16 protein-coding genes are annotated in these 16,901 nt (G+C 58.1%); 8 read left to right on the top strand and 8 right to left on the bottom strand.

The genetic code is table 11. The features are described from left to right. The first annotated feature begins 146 nt into the window (after positions 1–146). Genes NTD87_RS15925 through NTD87_RS15915 form a run of 3 tightly spaced genes read left to right on the top strand, consistent with a single transcriptional unit; the run spans position 147 to position 2,822 of the window. Positions 147–1,586: a cytochrome ubiquinol oxidase subunit I gene (locus NTD87_RS15925; protein WP_262114964.1), complete on the top strand. Its 1,440-nt coding sequence runs from the start codon at positions 147–149 to the stop codon at positions 1,584–1,586. 3 nt (positions 1,587–1,589) lie between these two features. Beyond that, a complete protein-coding gene (gene cydB, locus NTD87_RS15920; RefSeq protein ID WP_123423562.1) occupies positions 1,590–2,597 on the top strand; it encodes a cytochrome d ubiquinol oxidase subunit II in 1,008 nt (335 codons plus the stop codon). A 57-nt stretch (positions 2,598–2,654) separates the two neighbouring features. Next, a complete protein-coding gene (locus tag NTD87_RS15915) occupies positions 2,655–2,822 on the top strand; it encodes a DUF2474 domain-containing protein (protein WP_262114963.1) in 168 nt (55 codons plus the stop codon). Positions 2,823–2,906: 84 nt separating this feature from the next. Here the strand turns inward: NTD87_RS15915 and NTD87_RS15910 are convergent, their stop codons facing one another. After that, the gene (locus NTD87_RS15910; RefSeq protein ID WP_262114962.1) at positions 2,907–4,031 is read right to left on the bottom strand and encodes a methyltransferase; all 1,125 of its coding nucleotides are present in this window, start codon (positions 4,029–4,031) and stop codon (positions 2,907–2,909) included. Between the two features lie 203 nt (positions 4,032–4,234). After that, a complete protein-coding gene (locus NTD87_RS15905) occupies positions 4,235–4,951 on the bottom strand; it encodes an autoinducer binding domain-containing protein (protein ID WP_262114961.1) in 717 nt (238 codons plus the stop codon). Positions 4,952–5,292: 341 nt separating this feature from the next. On the opposite strand from NTD87_RS15905, the gene NTD87_RS15900 reads away from it, so the two are divergent. After that, positions 5,293–6,069 carry a ferredoxin--NADP reductase gene (locus tag NTD87_RS15900; protein ID WP_262114960.1) on the top strand — a complete coding sequence of 259 codons (777 nt, stop codon included), beginning with the start codon at positions 5,293–5,295 and terminating at the stop codon, positions 6,067–6,069. 46 nt (positions 6,070–6,115) lie between these two features. Here the strand turns inward: NTD87_RS15900 and mscL are convergent, their stop codons facing one another. Continuing rightward, positions 6,116–6,529: a large-conductance mechanosensitive channel protein MscL gene (mscL, locus tag NTD87_RS15895; RefSeq protein WP_262114958.1), complete on the bottom strand. Its 414-nt coding sequence runs from the start codon at positions 6,527–6,529 to the stop codon at positions 6,116–6,118. A gap of 471 nt (positions 6,530–7,000) precedes the next feature. Here mscL and radA point away from each other — a divergent pair, with 471 nt between their 5' ends. Next, positions 7,001–8,368, top strand: a complete 1,368-nt coding sequence (gene radA / locus NTD87_RS15890) for a DNA repair protein RadA (protein ID WP_262114956.1) — start codon at positions 7,001–7,003, stop codon at positions 8,366–8,368. A 3-nt stretch (positions 8,369–8,371) separates the two neighbouring features. On the opposite strand, the gene NTD87_RS15885 is transcribed toward radA, so the two are convergent. After that, positions 8,372–8,740, bottom strand: a complete 369-nt coding sequence (locus NTD87_RS15885; RefSeq protein ID WP_262114955.1) for a PilZ domain-containing protein — start codon at positions 8,738–8,740, stop codon at positions 8,372–8,374. 153 nt (positions 8,741–8,893) lie between these two features. Here NTD87_RS15885 and NTD87_RS15880 point away from each other — a divergent pair, with 153 nt between their 5' ends. The 3 genes from NTD87_RS15880 (at position 8,894) to yjiA (ending at position 12,299) form a co-directional block, all read left to right on the top strand. Further along, the gene (locus tag NTD87_RS15880; protein WP_262114954.1) at positions 8,894–10,960 is read left to right on the top strand and encodes a carbon starvation CstA family protein; all 2,067 of its coding nucleotides are present in this window, start codon (positions 8,894–8,896) and stop codon (positions 10,958–10,960) included. A gap of 15 nt (positions 10,961–10,975) precedes the next feature. Beyond that, positions 10,976–11,173: a YbdD/YjiX family protein gene (locus NTD87_RS15875; RefSeq protein WP_010448516.1), complete on the top strand. Its 198-nt coding sequence runs from the start codon at positions 10,976–10,978 to the stop codon at positions 11,171–11,173. Between the two features lie 154 nt (positions 11,174–11,327). Next, on the top strand, positions 11,328–12,299 hold the full coding sequence (yjiA, locus tag NTD87_RS15870) for a GTPase (protein WP_262114952.1): 972 nt from the start codon (positions 11,328–11,330) through the stop codon (positions 12,297–12,299). 167 nt (positions 12,300–12,466) lie between these two features. Here the strand turns inward: yjiA and NTD87_RS15865 are convergent, their stop codons facing one another. From NTD87_RS15865 to glyA, 4 genes are all read right to left on the bottom strand, one after another. Next, the gene (locus NTD87_RS15865) at positions 12,467–13,159 is read right to left on the bottom strand and encodes a GntR family transcriptional regulator (protein WP_262114950.1); all 693 of its coding nucleotides are present in this window, start codon (positions 13,157–13,159) and stop codon (positions 12,467–12,469) included. A 45-nt stretch (positions 13,160–13,204) separates the two neighbouring features. Further along, positions 13,205–13,909, bottom strand: a complete 705-nt coding sequence (locus NTD87_RS15860; RefSeq protein ID WP_262114949.1) for a FadR/GntR family transcriptional regulator — start codon at positions 13,907–13,909, stop codon at positions 13,205–13,207. 67 nt (positions 13,910–13,976) lie between these two features. Further along, positions 13,977–15,290, bottom strand: coding sequence for a C4-dicarboxylate transporter DctA (locus NTD87_RS15855; protein ID WP_262114948.1), 1,314 nt, complete (start codon positions 15,288–15,290; stop codon positions 13,977–13,979). Between the two features lie 256 nt (positions 15,291–15,546). Continuing rightward, positions 15,547–16,800: a serine hydroxymethyltransferase gene (glyA, locus tag NTD87_RS15850; protein ID WP_262114947.1), complete on the bottom strand. Its 1,254-nt coding sequence runs from the start codon at positions 16,798–16,800 to the stop codon at positions 15,547–15,549. Positions 16,801–16,901: the final 101 nt, after the last annotated feature.

Genomic DNA, 16,901 nt, shown 5'->3' with positions numbered 1-16,901 from the left:
TTGCTCTGACGGCCAAATGGCCAGACTCCCTGCGTTGTGATGATTGTAAAAAAAGAACGAATTTGAATTCGCCACACTCCATACCCGTGGGGGCGGTGGGTGCAGGCTTCCAGCCCGCAGCCGTATTACCTGACAGAGGAAGACTTATGTTCGGTTTGGAGGCACTTGATCTCGCCCGAATTCAGTTCGCGTTCACCATCTCGTTTCACATCCTGTTCCCGGCAATCACCATCGGCCTGGCGAGTTACCTGGCGGTGCTCGAAGGCTTGTGGCTCAAGACCCATAACGACACTTACCGTGATCTGTACCACTTCTGGTCGAAGATCTTTGCCGTCAACTTCGGCATGGGCGTGGTGTCCGGATTGGTCATGGCCTATCAGTTCGGCACCAACTGGAGCCGCTTCTCGGACTTTGCCGGTTCCGTCACCGGGCCATTGCTGACCTATGAAGTGCTCACGGCGTTCTTCCTCGAGGCGGGTTTCCTCGGGGTCATGCTGTTTGGCTGGAACAAGGTCGGGCGCAAGCTGCACTTCTTCGCCACCGTCATGGTGGCCATCGGCACGTTGATCTCGACATTCTGGATTCTCGCCTCCAACAGCTGGATGCAAACGCCGCAAGGCTACGAAATCGTTAATGGCCAGGTGATCCCGGTGGATTGGCTGGCGGTGATTTTCAACCCGTCGTTCCCGTACCGCCTGATGCACATGGCCACGGCGGCCTTTGTGGCCACGGCATTCTTCGTTGGCTCGTCAGCCGCCTGGCACTTGCTTCGGGGGCGCGATAACCCGGCGATCCGTACCATGCTGTCGATGGCCATGTGGATGGCCTTGATCGTCGCGCCCATTCAGGCGGTGATCGGTGACTTCCACGGCCTCAACACGCTCAAGCATCAGCCGGCGAAAATCGCCGCGATTGAAGGTCACTGGGAAAACGTCGGCAACGAGCCGACCCCGTTGATCCTGTTCGGCTGGCCAGACATGAAAGCCGAGAAGACCAAATTTGCAGTCGAAATTCCGTACCTGGGCAGCCTGATCCTGACCCACACGCTGGACAAGCAGGTACCGGCACTCAAGGAGTTCCCGCCTGAAGACCGGCCGAATTCGACCATCGTATTCTGGTCGTTCCGGATCATGGTCGGGCTGGGTTTCCTGATGATTTTCACCGGTCTGTGGAGCCTGTGGCTGCGTAAGCGCGACACGCTGTATTCGAACCGTGCGTTCCTCTATCTGGCGTTGTGGATGGGACCGTCGGGCCTGATCGCGATTCTTGCGGGTTGGTTCACCACTGAAATCGGTCGTCAGCCGTGGGTGGTGTACGGGTTGATGCGTACCGCCGACGCTTCATCTATGCACAGTTTCCTGCAGATGAGCATTACGCTGGCGCTGTTTGTCGTGGTGTATTTCTCGCTGTTTGGTGTCGGTCTGGGCTACATGATGCGCCTGGTGCGCAAAGGTCCGAAAATCAACGAAGGTGCCGAGACGAGCCACGGCGGTCCTGGTCAGCAACGTACGCCGGCCCGTCCGCTTTCCGCTGCCGACGATGGCACTGAAGGTGATCTCAGCGACAGCCTGAACAAGGGGAATTGAGTCATGGGTATTGATCTTCCGCTGATCTGGGCCGTGATCATCATCTTCGGCATCATGATGTATGTGGTCATGGATGGTTTTGACCTGGGAATCGGCATTCTCTTTCCCTTCATCAAGGGCGACCGTGACCGCGATGTGATGATGAACACCGTCGCGCCGGTCTGGGACGGTAACGAAACCTGGCTGGTGCTGGGCGGTGCAGCTTTGTTCGGCGCGTTTCCGCTGGCGTATTCGGTGGTGCTGTCGGCGTTGTACTTGCCGCTGATCCTGATGCTGATCGGGTTGATCTTTCGCGGCGTGGCGTTCGAGTTCCGCTTCAAGGCCAAGGACGACAAGCGGCACATCTGGGACAAGTGCTTTATCGGTGGTTCGCTGACGGCGACGTTCTTTCAGGGCGTGGCACTGGGCGCGTTCATTGACGGCATACCGGTGGTCAATCGGCAGTTTGCTGGCGGTACGCTGGACTGGCTGACACCGTTCTCGCTGTTCTGCGGCGTGGCGCTAATCGTCGCTTATGCGTTGCTCGGCTGCACTTGGCTGATCATGAAAACCGAAGGCAAGTTGCAGGAGCAGATGCACAATCTGGCGCGACCACTGGCGTTTGTGGTGTTGGCGGTGACCGGTATCGTCAGCATCTGGACCCCGCTGGCGCATGCCGAGATTGCTGCGCGCTGGTTCACCCTGCCAAACCTGTTCTGGTTCCTGCCGGTGCCAATTCTGGTGCTGGTGACGATGTACGGTTTACTGCGCGCTGTGGCGCGTAATGCGCACTACACCCCATTCCTGTTGACCCTGGTGCTGATCTTCCTCGGTTACAGCGGTCTGGGAATCAGCCTGTGGCCAAACATCGTGCCGCCGTCGATCTCGATCTGGGACGCCGCCGCACCGCCGCAAAGCCAGGGCTTCATGCTGGTCGGCACCTTGTTCATCATCCCGTTCATCCTGGGTTACACCTTCTGGAGCTACTACGTGTTCCGCGGCAAGGTGACCCATGAAGACGGTTACCACTAGTCTGCGTGACGAAGGCTCGGGCCGGGGGCCTGAGCCGTCTTACAGGAGCATTCGAAGATGGCTGGTAAACACTCTTTGCAGGAAATCGAGCAGGCTGAAAAGAAGCCGCTCTGGCAACGGCTCGGCTGGCTGGCAATGATCTGGACTGGCAGCGTACTGGCGCTGTTTGTCGTGGCCAGCCTGATGCGCATGTTCATGAATGCCGCAGGCCTGAGCACTCACTGAACGACCCGAACATCCCATCCCGTGCCTTGCGGCACGGATTTATAACCCTCCGCTGGAGGGTTTTTTTTGCCTGGCCGCAGGCCGTTATTTACGGGCCTTGAGGATCACGAATTTAGGCGTTGCCGCGACCTGCTCGACACCCCGGAACAGACGCGCCAATTTGCTGTGATAACCCAGATGACGGTTACCGACGATGTACAGCGCGCCACCCACTACCAACGCTTCGCGAGCCTGCTGGAACATCCGCCAGGCGAGGAAGTCACCGACCACCTGTTGCTGGTGGAACGGCGGATTGCACAGCACTATGTCCAGCGACTGCGGTTCCTGCCCGGCCAGACCATCGCCTGCGCGCACGATGACGTCGCGTTCGCCGAGGGCTGCGCGCCAGTTTTCGGCAGCGGACTGTACGGCCATGAATGATTCGTCTACCAGCGTGTAATGCGCTTGCGGGTTTTGCAGGGCGCTGGCGATTGCCAGCACACCGTTGCCGCAACCCAGGTCGGCAACACGCGCGTTGCCCAGGTTTTTCGGCAGATGAGGCAGAAACGCTCGGGTGCCGATGTCCAGGCCTTCGCGGCAGAACACGTTGGCGTGGTTGAGCAGCTCGATAGCCGGTTCGTCGAGCGTGTAGCGTGTCGGGTAGGGCGACTGCGCAGGTTGTCTGGCGTCGGGTGTGGCAATCAGCAGGCGGGCTTTCTTGACTGCCAGTGAGGCTTGCACCGGGCCGATGTAGCGCTCCAGCAGATCCCCCGCAGCCCGCGGCAAGTGTTTGACCATGGCCGCGGCAATCACCTGAGCACCGGGTGCCAGTTGTTCTTGCAGGCGGATCAACTGCTCCTCCAGCAACGCCAGGGTCTTGGGAACACGGATCAGTACCCGATCGAACGGTCCGACCAGCGGCGCACTGGCGGGCACTGTTGGCACCGCATCGAATGTCTGGCCATTGCGCACCAGGTTCTTTTCCAAGGCCTGGATCGCGAGGAAGGAGTCGCTGCTGCTCGTGACCTGAACCTTGCCGGCGAGGCTTGCCGCCAGTGCTCCAAAACTGTCATTGAGCACCAGAACTCGAGTGTCTTCGTTGAGTTGCTGTTCGGCCAGATGACTGAGCAGGTATTCGTCGGCCGCGTCAAAGGCTTGCAGCGGTTCGTTTTGCTGTTCAGGTTGACGAATCAGGTCGAGTTGGGCAAAGGGGCTTTCGAGCAAGGGCATGAGGCGGGGGACTCTGGATAATCAACGGGGGTTCCGCGGTTCTGCACGTATTGAATGCTGGCGGGACCGCCTGAGCGTACTTCGTCGCGATGTTTCTCGCGCCATCACTCAGGGGGACGTAAAGGGTACGTTTTTTTCCGTCGGATTACTCGTTGGTTTTTCCGTCGTGCTCAGCGCTGACACGCTGTGGTGTTGATTGAGGCTTAGAACAGATGAGTCTTCGCTGCCTGCACCACGGCGGAAATCTTGTTGGTGACGCCCAGTTTCCTGATCGCACTGCCAATGTGGAAATTCACCGTGCGCGGGCTGAGACTGAGAATGGTCCCGATGTCCAGCGCAGTCTTGCCTTGCGCAGACCACTTCAGCACCTCCGTTTCCCGTGGCGATAAATGGGTCACACTCACGTATCCCGGACTCTTGCTGCTCAGTTTTTGCATAGCGAGGGCGTGCAGCTTGTGGCTGATGAGCGTCGCGTAGCCGAGATTCTCATAGAGTTCATAAGCGCTGATCCGCAAATGACTTCGGGCGACGCTGAGCATGCTGCTGTTGTGGTGGTTAAGGTCATGCACTGGCTGTGACCAACCGTACTGCAAGCCTTGTTCCGCGAGCGCGCGCCCCAGCTCAGGGACTTTAGCGAAAGTTTCTCTGTCCCAGAGAATGGGGAACGTTGATTGAGAGCAATGCGCCACTATTGGGTCTATCGTGTCGTAGTGGTTTTTTTCATAACGCGTGCTCCAGCCATGTGAGTAATTATTAAGGTTTATGTCATTAAAATAGTGGTTTGCCGCATGAGAAATCATCGAAAATGCGCAGTATTCATAACCAAGGTTGTTAAAGAAATTGAGTGCAATTTTGTAAGCGTTTTCAATGTTTGACTCATAAATCAATTGTTTGAGTTGGGTCTCCTTCCAGATGTCCATAGAAAACTCTCTCCGTACGTCGCGTTCTGTTCGGTTTTGGATCCAATATTTTCACGTCACGAGTGTAGGATGAATCCTACTCGTGTGAAGTGATTTTTTGTTCTTGAGCGGCTCGCTTAATGAATAACCGGTTCTTAGGGCAACACTGTCTGCTGTAACGCACATGAGATGTTGTCTGGTATTTAAAGAACATCGCAAAAATTGTAATTTTCCAAGAGCATGTCCAGCTTTCAAGTATTAGCTAGTCGTTCTCATTTATTCATTAATGCCACTACAAACCGGCGGTGTTTCTGCGCGCAGCTTTGCGGGACACTGGAGCAACCATATCTATGGAGCGCCCCATGACTGTCAGCGCAGAGAAGTTCACCCGGCAAGCCTTACTCGATGTCCAGCCGTTAACGCCCGGCCTGTTCACGTTGCGTACCACGCGAGATCCTGGCTTTCGTTTTCGGGCCGGGCAATTTGCCCGTTTGGGGGTTACCAAGCTCGATGGCAGCACGGTATGGCGCGCCTATTCCATGGTCTCTTCACCCCATGACGAGTTTCTTGAGTTCTTTTCCATCGTTGTGCCGGGAGGCGAATTCACCAGCGAGCTGAGTCGTCTGAAGGTGGGGGATACCTTGATGGTCGACCGTCAGGCGTTCGGCTTTCTGACCCTTGATCGCTTTGTCGATGGGCGTGATCTCTGGTTGTTGTCCACAGGTACCGGCATCGCGCCGTTTCTGTCGATCCTGCAGGACTTCGAGGTCTGGGAGAAATTCGAGCGAATCATTCTGGTGTATAGCGTGCGCGAAGCGCGGGAGCTGGCGTATCAGGCGCTGATTGCCGAGTTGGCAGCGCGCGACTATCTGGCGGAGCATCATCATAAACTGCAATTTATCGCCACTGTGACCCGTGAGCAGCATCCGCAAGCGTTGAACGGGCGAATCACCCAGTTGATCAAAAGCGGTGAGCTAGAGCGGGTGGCTGATGTTGCCATGACGGCTGAGCATTCGCGGGTAATGCTCTGCGGAAACCCGCAGATGATCGATGACACGCGCAAGCTGCTTAAAGAGCGCGACATGCAACTGAGCCTGACTCGTCGACCTGGCCAGATTGCCGTCGAAAACTACTGGTAATGAAAAACGGCGCCAATCAGGCGCCGTTGTTTTCGCAGTACAGCCCTCAGGGCTTGTTGTTCTGCACCTTGAGCAGGTCGCGAATTTCGCTCAGCAGCTCTTCTTCCTTGGTCGGAACCGGCGGCAGGCTTGGTGCCACAGCTTCTTCACGCTTCAGGCGGTTGATGGCTTTCACGCCCATGAAGATCGCGAACGCGACGATCAGGAAGTCGATAATGCTCTGGATGAATTTACCGTAGGCCATCACCACGGCCGGGGTAGTGCCCTGCGCCGCTTTCAGCGTGACCGCCAGGTCCGCGAAGTCCACCCCACCGATCAACAGGCCGATTGGCGGCATGACGACGTCACCGACAAACGACGAAACGATCTTGCCAAACGCGGCGCCGATGATGATACCGACGGCCATGTCGACCACATTACCTTTGACCGCGAAGGCCTTGAATTCACTTAGCACGCCCATAGCGTTATTCCTTGTTACAGATGAGGTTGGTGAGCGCAGTGTAAGTCAGCAAATCGGGTTTTGCTCGACACAACTACTTACAGCGCTCGCTGCTATCGACTCGTGTCGCGGCGAATAGTTTACAAAGTGCCATCATTTTTTTCGAGGTGAATCTTGTACGTGCGGGGGTTGGATTTTTAATAGTTGTACAGGTTTGTTGGGTTGGGGGCGTGGGTGTTTGCAGTATTCGGCTTCAAGCTTCTGGGCGAAAAGTTGGACAAGTGCTGTTCAATGTAAACATGGAGAGTGCTCATTCGTATAGTCGAATAAGTTGTTGTGGCGCTGAGTTTTACTGTAAGTGAAGTTGAACTAGTGTGAGGCGCCAACGATGATCGATCAATACACCAGAAGTTATATTGAACAACAGTCATCAGGACAGCGCGCCGAACCTCTCCAGCTGAGCTATCATCGCGGTTTTTTCCAGGAGTTCAGATGGCCAAGGCAAAACGCATGTATGGCTGCACCGAGTGCGGTTCGACCTTCCCCAAGTGGGCCGGCCAATGCGGCGAATGCGGGGCCTGGAACACCTTGACCGAAACCATGGTGGAAAGTGGTGGTGCGGCAGCCCCCAGTGGTCGTACCGGCTGGGCCGGGCAGCAGGCGCAGATCAAGACCCTGGCCGAAGTCAGCGTCGAAGAGATTCCACGTTTCTCCACCGCCTCCGGTGAGCTGGACCGCGTACTCGGTGGCGGTCTGGTCGACGGCTCGGTGGTGCTGATCGGCGGTGATCCAGGGATCGGTAAGTCGACCATCCTTCTGCAAACCCTGTGCAACCTCGCGACTCGCATGCCGGCGCTCTACGTCACCGGTGAAGAATCCCAGCAGCAAGTGGCCATGCGTGCCCGACGTCTGGGCTTGCCGCAGGACCAATTGCGGGTGATGACCGAAACCTGCATCGAAACCATCATTGCCACGGCTCGCATCGAAAAGCCCAAGGTCATGGTGATCGACTCGATTCAGACGATTTTCACCGAGCAGCTGCAATCGGCACCGGGCGGAGTGTCCCAGGTCCGCGAAAGTGCGGCGTTGCTGGTGCGTTACGCGAAACAAAGCGGAACGGCGATTTTCCTGGTTGGCCACGTGACTAAAGAAGGCGCATTGGCAGGTCCCCGAGTGCTGGAGCACATGGTCGACACGGTGCTGTATTTCGAAGGCGAGTCGGATGGACGCTTGCGTCTGTTGCGGGCGGTGAAAAACCGTTTTGGGGCCGTGAATGAGCTGGGCGTGTTCGGGATGACCGACAAGGGCTTGAAGGAAGTCTCCAACCCTTCGGCGATTTTCCTCACGCGCGCGCAAGAGGAAGTACCGGGTAGCGTGGTGATGGCGACCTGGGAAGGCACGCGTCCGATGCTGGTGGAAGTTCAGGCACTGGTGGACGACAGCCACCTGGCCAACCCGCGTCGTGTGACCCTCGGCCTGGATCAGAATCGTCTGGCCATGCTGTTGGCGGTGCTGCACCGCCACGGCGGTATTCCAACCCACGACCAGGACGTGTTTCTCAACGTGGTCGGCGGGGTCAAGGTGCTGGAAACCGCGTCCGACCTGGCGTTGATGGCGGCCGTGATGTCCAGCCTGCGCAATCGACCATTGCCCCACGATCTGCTGGTGTTCGGTGAGGTTGGCTTGTCTGGTGAAGTGCGGCCGGTGCCGAGCGGTCAGGAACGCTTGAAGGAAGCCGCCAAGCACGGTTTCAAACGCGCCATCGTGCCCAAGGGCAATGCGCCTAAGGAAGCGCCTGCCGGGTTGCGGATTATCGCGGTGACCCGATTGGAGCAGGCGTTGGACGCGTTGTTCGAGTAACGATCAATCCTTGATCAGTGCTCCCAACTCCCGTTCAAGTTCGGCCTGATCACCCAGATTCAGCTCGATCAGGCGCCGCAGGCTGCTGACGGATTCCAGGCTGATGTAGCGACAGACGAAGCCGAGCTGACCGTGCTCTTCATGGGTCAGCTGCACGTCCATGCGGATCTCGGCCTCCTTGCTCAAGTGAATGTTGACCGAAAATATCTGCTCCTTGTCCCCAAGCCATGGCTCGGGACGTTCGATCAACAGGCCCTTGAGTGACAGGTCGAGCAGTTTCACCGGCCACTGATGTTTGCCCTGAATGAGCTCGGTCTTGGCATCGAATGCAATACGTTTGAAGCGGCGGCGATTGGCAGGGTGGTCGCTCATGGCGCAATCCTCGGAAAGTTCGCTGACTATAGACCCGCATCCGCACAGGCTGCCACTCCAGGCCTCGACGAATGTCGGGGTATGGTCTTTAGTGCCAGTAGCGTTAAACTCGAAGTGGTTCTCTTTCTTGTCCACCCTGGCTGGAATTAAAAAATGAAAAATAATAATAGCCTGCTACGCCACTTACCCTGGCTGCTGCTGGCAATCGTAGGCGCGTGTGCCCTGGGCGTAGTGGCCTTGCGCCGAGGCGAGGCGATCAACGCCTTGTGGATTGTGGTCGCGGCAATCGCCATTTATCTGGTTGCGTACCGTTACTACAGTCTGTTCATCGCTAACAATGTGATGCAGCTCGATCCACTGCGCGCCACCCCCGCAGTGCTCAACAATGACGGTCTGGACTATGTGCCGACCAACAAACACATTCTTTTCGGTCACCACTTCGCGGCCATTGCGGGCGCAGGGCCATTGGTCGGCCCAGTACTGGCGGCGCAGATGGGCTACCTGCCCGGTACGCTCTGGCTGATCGCCGGCGTGGTACTGGCCGGTGCCGTTCAGGACTTCATGGTCCTGTTCATGTCCACCCGCCGCAACGGCCGCTCTCTGGGTGATATGGTCCGTGAAGAAATGGGCCGCATCCCCGGGACCATCGCGCTGTTTGGCTGCTTCCTGATCATGATCATCATCCTTGCGGTGCTGGCGCTGATCGTGGTCAAGGCCCTGGCCGAAAGCCCTTGGGGTATTTTCACGGTGATGGCGACCATCCCGATCGCGATGTTCATGGGCGTTTACATGCGCTACATCCGCCCGGGCCGCATCGGTGAAATCTCCCTCGTCGGCGTGCTTCTGTTGCTCGGTTCGATCTGGCTCGGCGGGCAGATTGCTGCTGATCCGGTCTGGGCCAAGGCCTTCAGCTTCACCGGGATCCAGATCACCTGGATGCTGATCGGCTACGGTTTCGTCGCGGCAGTACTGCCGGTCTGGCTGATCCTGGCGCCGCGTGACTACCTGTCGACCTTCCTCAAGATCGGTACCATCATCGCCCTGGCGATTGGCATCCTGATCACCATGCCCGAGCTGAAAATGCCGGCATTGACCCAGTTCACCGACGGCACCGGCCCGGTATGGAAGGGCGGTCTGTTCCCGTTCCTGTTCATCACCATTGCCTGCGGTGCGGTATCGGGTTTCCACGCGCTGATCGCTTCGGGGACTACGCCCAAGCTGCTGGCCAGCGAAGGCCATGCCCGTTACATCGGTTACGGCGGCATGCTGATGGAGTCCTTCGTGGCCATTATGGCGATGGTGGCTGCTTCGGTGATCGAGCCAGGTGTCTACTTTGCGATGAACAGCCCGGCGGCTATCGTCGGCGGTGATGTGATGCAAGTCGCGCAAACCGTCAGCAGTTGGGGCTTCGCGATTACTCCGGAAGCTCTGCACGCAGTCGCCCGGGACATCGGTGAAACCACCGTCCTGGCCCGTGCCGGCGGTGCGCCGACCCTGGCGGTCGGTATCGCGCAGATCCTGCACAACATTCTGCCGGGTGAGAACACCATGGCGTTCTGGTACCACTTCGCGATCCTGTTTGAAGCGCTGTTCATCCTGACCGCAGTCGACGCCGGTACACGTGCCGGGCGTTTCATGCTGCAGGACTTGCTCGGCTCCTTCGTCCCAGCGCTCAAACGCACGGAATCCTGGACCGCCAACCTGATCGCGACCGCCGGTTGCGTGGCGATGTGGGGTTACTTGCTGTACCAAGGCGTGATTGACCCGTTGGGAGGGATCAACACCTTGTGGCCGCTGTTCGGTATCTCCAACCAGATGCTGGCCGGTATCGCGCTGATGCTCGGCACCGTCGTGCTGATCAAAATGAAACGCCAGCGCTACATCTGGGTGACCTTGCTGCCAGCGGCATGGCTGCTGATCTGCACCACCACCGCAGGCTTCATCAAGCTGTTCGACGCCAACCCGGCGATTGGCTTCCTGTCGCTGGCCAAGAAATACAGCGATGCGCTGGCCAACGGTCAGATTCTGGCCCCGGCCAAGGACATCGACCAGATGCAGCACGTGATCTACAACGCCTACACCAACGCAACGCTGACGGCGCTGTTCCTGTTCGTGGTATTCAGCATCCTGTTCTATGCGCTCAAGGTCGGTATTTCCGCCTGGGGCAGCAAAGAGCGCACGGATAAAGAATCGCCATTCCAGGCCATTCCGGATGCGTAATCGAGGGTTGCAACCATGTTCAATGACCTGAGTCGCCTCGGTAAATACCTCGGTCAGGCCGCGCGCCTGATGGTCGGCATGCCCGACTACGACACCTACGTCGAGCATATGCAAACCAAACACCCGGACAAACCGGTGATGAGCTACGAGGCGTTCTTCCGGGAACGCCAAGAGGCTCGCTACGGTGGAAAAGGTGGGCCGAAGTGCTGTTGACCCGGCTGCCGGGTTAACGCGATCCCTGTGGGAGCGAGCCTGCTCGCGATGACGGTCTTGCATTCAACATTCGTGTTGACTGACAGTCCGCCATCGCGAGCAGGCTCGCTCCCACATTTGTTTTGTGTTCCTTCAGTCATCAGGAGAACCGTCTTTGTCCTCACCCATCCCGGTAACGATCCTCAGCGGCTTTCTCGGCGCCGGCAAGACCACGCTGCTGCGTCATCTGCTCAAAGCCGAGCACGGCCTGAAAATCGCCGTGATCGAAAACGAATTCAGCGACGCCGGCATCGACACCCAGCTATTGGGCGATGAGCCGGTGCAAGTCATGACGCTGTCCAACGGCTGCGTCTGCTGCTCCATTCACACCGACCTGACCAAGGCCCTGTACCTGCTGCTGGAACGCCTGGACAGCGGCGAAATCACCTTCGACCGCCTGGTGATCGAATGCACCGGCCTGGCGGATCCTGCACCAGTGGCGCAGACCTTCTTCATCGATGAAGAGCTGCGCGAGCGCTACATCCTCGACGGCATCATCACCTTGGTCGACGCAGCTCACGCTGAGCAGCACCTGACCCAAACCATCGCTCAGGCGCAAATTGGTTTTGCCGACCGCTTGCTGGTGAGCAAGCGCGATCTGGTGGACGAGGCAACCTTTTCTGCACTGAGCGAACGTCTGACCCGCATCAATCGTCGCGCGCCGATTCGCGTGGTCGAACATGGGAAGATCGACCTGGCCGAGTTGCTCGACGTGCGTGGCTTCAACCTCAACGCCGACCTCGGCGGTGGTGTAAGCCTGCGTCCAGTGAGCAAGGCGCCGTCCATCGACCGCATCTCCAGCCTGGTGCTGCGCACTGAAAAAGCGCTGGATATCGACAAGCTCAGTGAGTTCATGAACGAACTGCTGGAGGAACATGGCAAGCAATTGCTGCGCTACAAGGGCGTTCTGAACATCCTCGGCGAACCACGGCGCATGGTGTTTCAGGGCGTGTTGAAACTGTACGGTTTCGACTGGGATACCGAATGGGCCAAGGACGACGTACGTGAAAGCGTGATCGTGTTTATTGCCGATGACTTGCCGGAAGAGAAAATCCGCGAGGGGTTTGCGCGAGTGGCGGCTGAGTAAGCTCGGATATTTTCAGCGTGTTTGAGACCGCCATCGCGAGCAGGCTCGCTCCCACATTTGATCTTCGGTGAACATGAGTTGTGTGAACGATCGAAATCCAGTGTGGGAGCGAGCCTGCTCGCGAAGGCGATCTAACCGGCAACACGATTTCGGCCGGACGCCAGTTCTTAGTTCAGCAATTTCTTCTCAATATGATCCAGGTGCTCGGTCATCAACCTCTCGGCAACCTTGGCATCCCCGCGCTCCACCGCCTCGACAATCGCCGCATGTTCTTGCCACGCACAATAACTGCACGACTGTTCTTCGTAGTGGGCGATAGCCAGCGAAGTCAGCGGCACCAGGCTGCCGAGGAACTGCGCCAGCGGCGCGTTGCCCGCGACGTGCGCCAGTTGCAGGTGGAATTCGCCTGAGAGGCGAATGGCCGGCCCCCGTTGGTTCTGCTCGATGCAGCGGCGTTCGCGCTCGATCAATTCGCGTAACTGCGGCAGGTGCCGGGAAGTCGGCTGTTGGCAGGCCAGTCGCACCAGAGTGGTTTCAGTCAGCCTGCGGGCGTGGAGTATCTGGCGGGTTTGTTCGGCATCGGGCGCCGCGACTTGCGGGCGATGATTGGGCCGCAGGATGACCACCTGCTGATGAGACAATCGCGCCAGTACTTGCCGGATGATACTGCGGCTGACACCGAATGCCTGGCCGAGGCTTTCTTCAGTGAAGCGGCTGGCCGGGGCGATACGTTGTTCGAGAATGGCGTCGAAAATCTGCGGATAGATGTCGTCGACGCAGCGCTTCCTTTCGCTCTGGCGGCGCAAGGGCAGGGCGGCAGAAATCGAGAAAACGGGATTTTTCAGGGCGTAGGAACTCATGGCCTGTCTCCAGTCCGGTTGCCGATAAGGTTTTTTCTACAGCAGCTATTGGCCCAGATTGTCGTCCGGGATGTTCAGTTCAATGCCCATGCGTTGGCCTTCCTGAAGGATGTGCCGACGCATTTCGGCGCTGGCCAGAGCGCTGTTCTTGCTGCGGATCGCACGGACCACGGCTTCGTTTTCTTCCAGACGTTCGGCCAAATGCTCCGGCGAGTTGCGTAGCCCCTCGGCGCTCTGTTTGAGCGCATTGCTGGTTTGCTGCACGACGCTCTGGAAGATCGGATTCGAGGTCAGGGTAAACAGCTCTTCGTGGAATGCGATATAAGCGTTCATCCCGGCTTCGCTGTCGTTGGCTTCGAGGGCTTCGCGCATGTCCATCAGCGTCAGGCGCAGTTGCCCGATTTCCTTGCTGCTGATGGATTGGGCAACCAACCCGACAATGAACGGTTCGAGGGTGTAACGCAGTTGCAGCACATCCTCGAGGCTGGCACCGGCCACACCACTGTCATTGGTGGGCGCGTCATTGAGGCTGGCCTCCAGCACCACTACACCTTTGCCGGGCATGGAGCGTACCAGGCCAAGGGTTTCCAGCACGATCACCGCTTCACGCAGGCTCGGCCGGCTGATGCCCAGTTGTTCAGCCAGTTCGCGTTGCCCCGGCAACATGTCGCCAGAGCTCCACTGTCCCCGCGCCAATGCGGTGCGAAGCTTTTCAACCACTGAATTTACAACTGTCGACGAGGTGATCACTGTTCGCTCCATGAGAGACGGTAAAGCGTTGATTGTTGGGCCTGCCAGTGACAGGCACAAGGTTCGGTCAAAATTCTTGTTGATGGGCCGGCGGCGTGGTTTTACGTGGCTGGAAGGTGTAGCCCTGCTCGCCGGACAGTACCTTGTTGGCGCGCTGGACATCGATGTCTTTTTCCCAGCGGGCGATGGCCACCGTGGCGACGCAGTTGCCGATCAGGTTGGTCAGCGCGCGGCCGATGCCCATGAACCAGTCCACCGCGAGTACCAGCACCAGACCCACCACCGGAATCGCCGGGATCGCGGTCAAGGTCGCTGCCAGAATCACCAGTGCCGAGCCGGGAATACCGTGGGCGCCTTTGGAGGTGATCAGCGAGACCAACAGGATCGTCAGCAAATCGGTCATGGCCAGCGGTGTACCGGTGGCATTGGCGATGAACACGATGGCCAGGGTCAGGTAGATCGAAAAGCCGTCGAGGTTGAACGAGTATCCGGTGGGAATCACCAGTCCAACCGTCGAGCTGCCAATACCCAGGTGTTCCAGCTTGCGCATGATTTGCGGCAGCACAGCATCGGAGGAGGCGGTGCCCAGAACGATCAGCAACTCTTCGCGCAGGTACTTGAGAAATGGCAGCAGCCGCAGGCCGGAAAGACGCATCACCAGACCCAGGATCAATGACACGAACACCGCACACGTCAGGTAGAACAGACCGATCAGACTGCCCAGGTGTTGCAGGGAGTCCAGGCCATATTTGCTGGTGGTGAAGGCAATCGCACCAAACACGCCAATCGGTGCCAGACGCACGATCATGCCCATGATGCGGAAGATCACATGGCTGAGTTCGTTGATCAGCCGCGAGATTCCCGATGCCGCCTCACCTACCAGGTTCAGCGCGCTGCCGAACAACACCGAGAACAGCAGCACTTGCAGGATGTTGTTGTCGGCAAAGGCGCCCAGCACCGAGGTCGGGATCAGGTCCATCAGGAACTGGGTGGTGGTGTGCATGTGCTGGCCGCGCTGGGCGATGTCGCCCATGTCGGCGGTGGAAAGCTGATCCAGATGAATGTTCGCACCGCTGCCGATGCCGGTGCTGAACGCGAACACCAGACCGATCACCAAGGCGATGGTGGTCAGCACTTCGAAGTAGATCACTGACTTGAGGCCGATGCGTCCGACCTTTTTCAGGTCGCCAGCGCCGGAAATACCACTGACGACCACGCAGAACACGATCAGGCCGATGAGCATTTTGATCAGTTTTATGAAACCGTCGCCGAGAGGTTTTAGCTGGGCGGAGTATTCGGGAAGGGTCAGTCCGCAGACGATGCCAAGCACCAGTCCAAGGACAACTTGAAGGAAGATTGAGCGCGAGCACCATCTGAGCATGGGAGGAGTCCTGGTGAGTGTCCTGGTTGCTGTGCGCACGGCATCAGACTCAGGACTTAATTATTGTGGTCTTACCGGTATGTCCAGTGCAGGCGCAGTTTAGGCGCTGTTTTCAGATGATCGCAAGCAGAAAATGACGAATTGGCTTTACCGGTCTTACCAGTTGGATGGCAAGGCCCGGACTTGAGCGGTTTTGCAGGCAAAAAAAACCGGCCATCACTGGCCGGTTTCTTTGTGCTGCGGTTAAGCGGGCTGATTAAGCGCCGTATACCGGCAGCTTCTTGCAGATAGCCTTGACCTTCTCACGAACGGCGTCGATGACGGCGTCGTTGGAAAGATCTGCCAGGATGTCGCAGATCCAGCCGGCCAGCTCTTTGCACTCAGCCTCTTTGAAGCCACGAGTGGTCACAGCCGGAGTACCGAAACGCAGGCCGGAGGTGACGAACGGGGAGCGTGGATCGTTCGGTACCGAGTTCTTGTTCACGGTGATGAAAGCCTTGCCCAGAGCGGCGTCGGCGTCTTTACCGGAGATTTCCTGCTTGATCAGCGACAACAGGAACAGGTGGTTTTCAGTACCGCCGGACACCACGTCAAAGCCGCGCTCGATGAACACGCCGGCCATGGCCTGGGCGTTCTTGACCACTTGTTGCTGGTAGGTCTTGAACTCTGGCTGCAGTGCTTCCTTGAAGCAGATCGCTTTAGCGGCGATCACGTGTTCCAGCGGGCCGCCCTGGGCGCCCGGGAATACCGCGGAGTTCAGCTTCTTCTCGATATCGGCGTTGGCGCGAGCCAGGATCAGACCGCCACGTGGACCGCGCAGGGTCTTGTGGGTCGTGGTGGTGACCACGTCAGCGAATGGAACCGGGTTCGGGTAGACGCCAGCAGCGACCAGGCCGGCCACGTGAGCCATGTCGACAAACAGGTAGGCGCCGACCTTGTCAGCGATTTCACGGAAGCGCGGGAAGTCCAGGATCTGCGAGTAGGCAGAGAAACCGGCCACGATCATTTTTGGCTTGTGCTCAACTGCCAGACGCTCGACTTCGTCGTAGTCGATCAGGCCGTTGGCATCGATACCGTACTGCACGGCGTTGTACAGCTTGCCGGAGGAGGAAACGCTGGCACCGTGGGTCAGGTGACCGCCGTGGGCCAGGCTCATGCCCAGGAGGGTGTCGCCAGCTTGCAGCAGGGCCAGGTAAACGGCGCTGTTGGCTTGCGAACCGGCGTGCGGCTGAACGTTGGCGTAATCGGCGCCGAACAGCTGCTTGGCTCGATCAATTGCAAGCTGCTCAACCACGTCGACGTACTCGCAACCGCCGTAGTAGCGCTTGCCTGGGTAGCCTTCGGCGTACTTGTTGGTCAGAACCGAGCCTTGAGCTTCCATCACCGCTGGGCTGGTGTAGTTTTCCGAAGCGATCAGCTCGATGTGTTCTTCCTGGCGCTGAGCTTCTTGCTCCATGGCGGCAAAAAGGTCGGCGTCGTACTTGGCAATAGTCAAATCACGGCTGAACATGGCGGTCCTCAAGGATCGGGGGCAGAAAAGGAAGGCATTCTAACCCAATGGGTTTTGTCTGGCATATGAAAGGACATCATGTCGCAGACAAGTGGTGTTCA

The sequence above is a fragment of the Pseudomonas sp. 6D_7.1_Bac1 genome, from assembly GCF_025465945.1.
Classification (GTDB): domain Bacteria; phylum Pseudomonadota; class Gammaproteobacteria; order Pseudomonadales; family Pseudomonadaceae; genus Aquipseudomonas.
This window is presented reverse-complemented; position numbering and strand designations above follow the sequence as displayed.

Bases quoted from the DNA above. Each gene is read 5' to 3' on its own strand.
- glyA (WP_262114947.1), bottom strand. From the start codon at position 16,800: ATGTTCAGCCGTGATTTGACTATTGCCAAGTACGACGCCGACCTTTTT.
- radA (WP_262114956.1), top strand. From the start codon at position 7,001: ATGGCCAAGGCAAAACGCATGTATGGCTGCACCGAGTGCGGTTCGACC.
- NTD87_RS15855 (WP_262114948.1), bottom strand. From the start codon at position 15,290: ATGCTCAGATGGTGCTCGCGCTCAATCTTCCTTCAAGTTGTCCTTGGA.
- NTD87_RS15875 (WP_010448516.1), top strand. From the start codon at position 10,976: ATGTTCAATGACCTGAGTCGCCTCGGTAAATACCTCGGTCAGGCCGCG.
- mscL (WP_262114958.1), bottom strand. From the start codon at position 6,529: ATGGGCGTGCTAAGTGAATTCAAGGCCTTCGCGGTCAAAGGTAATGTG.
- NTD87_RS15900 (WP_262114960.1), top strand. From the start codon at position 5,293: ATGACTGTCAGCGCAGAGAAGTTCACCCGGCAAGCCTTACTCGATGTC.
- NTD87_RS15885 (WP_262114955.1), bottom strand. From the start codon at position 8,740: ATGAGCGACCACCCTGCCAATCGCCGCCGCTTCAAACGTATTGCATTC.
- NTD87_RS15880 (WP_262114954.1), top strand. From the start codon at position 8,894: ATGAAAAATAATAATAGCCTGCTACGCCACTTACCCTGGCTGCTGCTG.
- NTD87_RS15925 (WP_262114964.1), top strand. From the start codon at position 147: ATGTTCGGTTTGGAGGCACTTGATCTCGCCCGAATTCAGTTCGCGTTC.
- NTD87_RS15915 (WP_262114963.1), top strand. From the start codon at position 2,655: ATGGCTGGTAAACACTCTTTGCAGGAAATCGAGCAGGCTGAAAAGAAG.
- cydB (WP_123423562.1), top strand. From the start codon at position 1,590: ATGGGTATTGATCTTCCGCTGATCTGGGCCGTGATCATCATCTTCGGC.
- NTD87_RS15865 (WP_262114950.1), bottom strand. From the start codon at position 13,159: ATGAGTTCCTACGCCCTGAAAAATCCCGTTTTCTCGATTTCTGCCGCC.
- NTD87_RS15910 (WP_262114962.1), bottom strand. From the start codon at position 4,031: ATGCCCTTGCTCGAAAGCCCCTTTGCCCAACTCGACCTGATTCGTCAA.
- NTD87_RS15905 (WP_262114961.1), bottom strand. From the start codon at position 4,951: ATGGACATCTGGAAGGAGACCCAACTCAAACAATTGATTTATGAGTCA.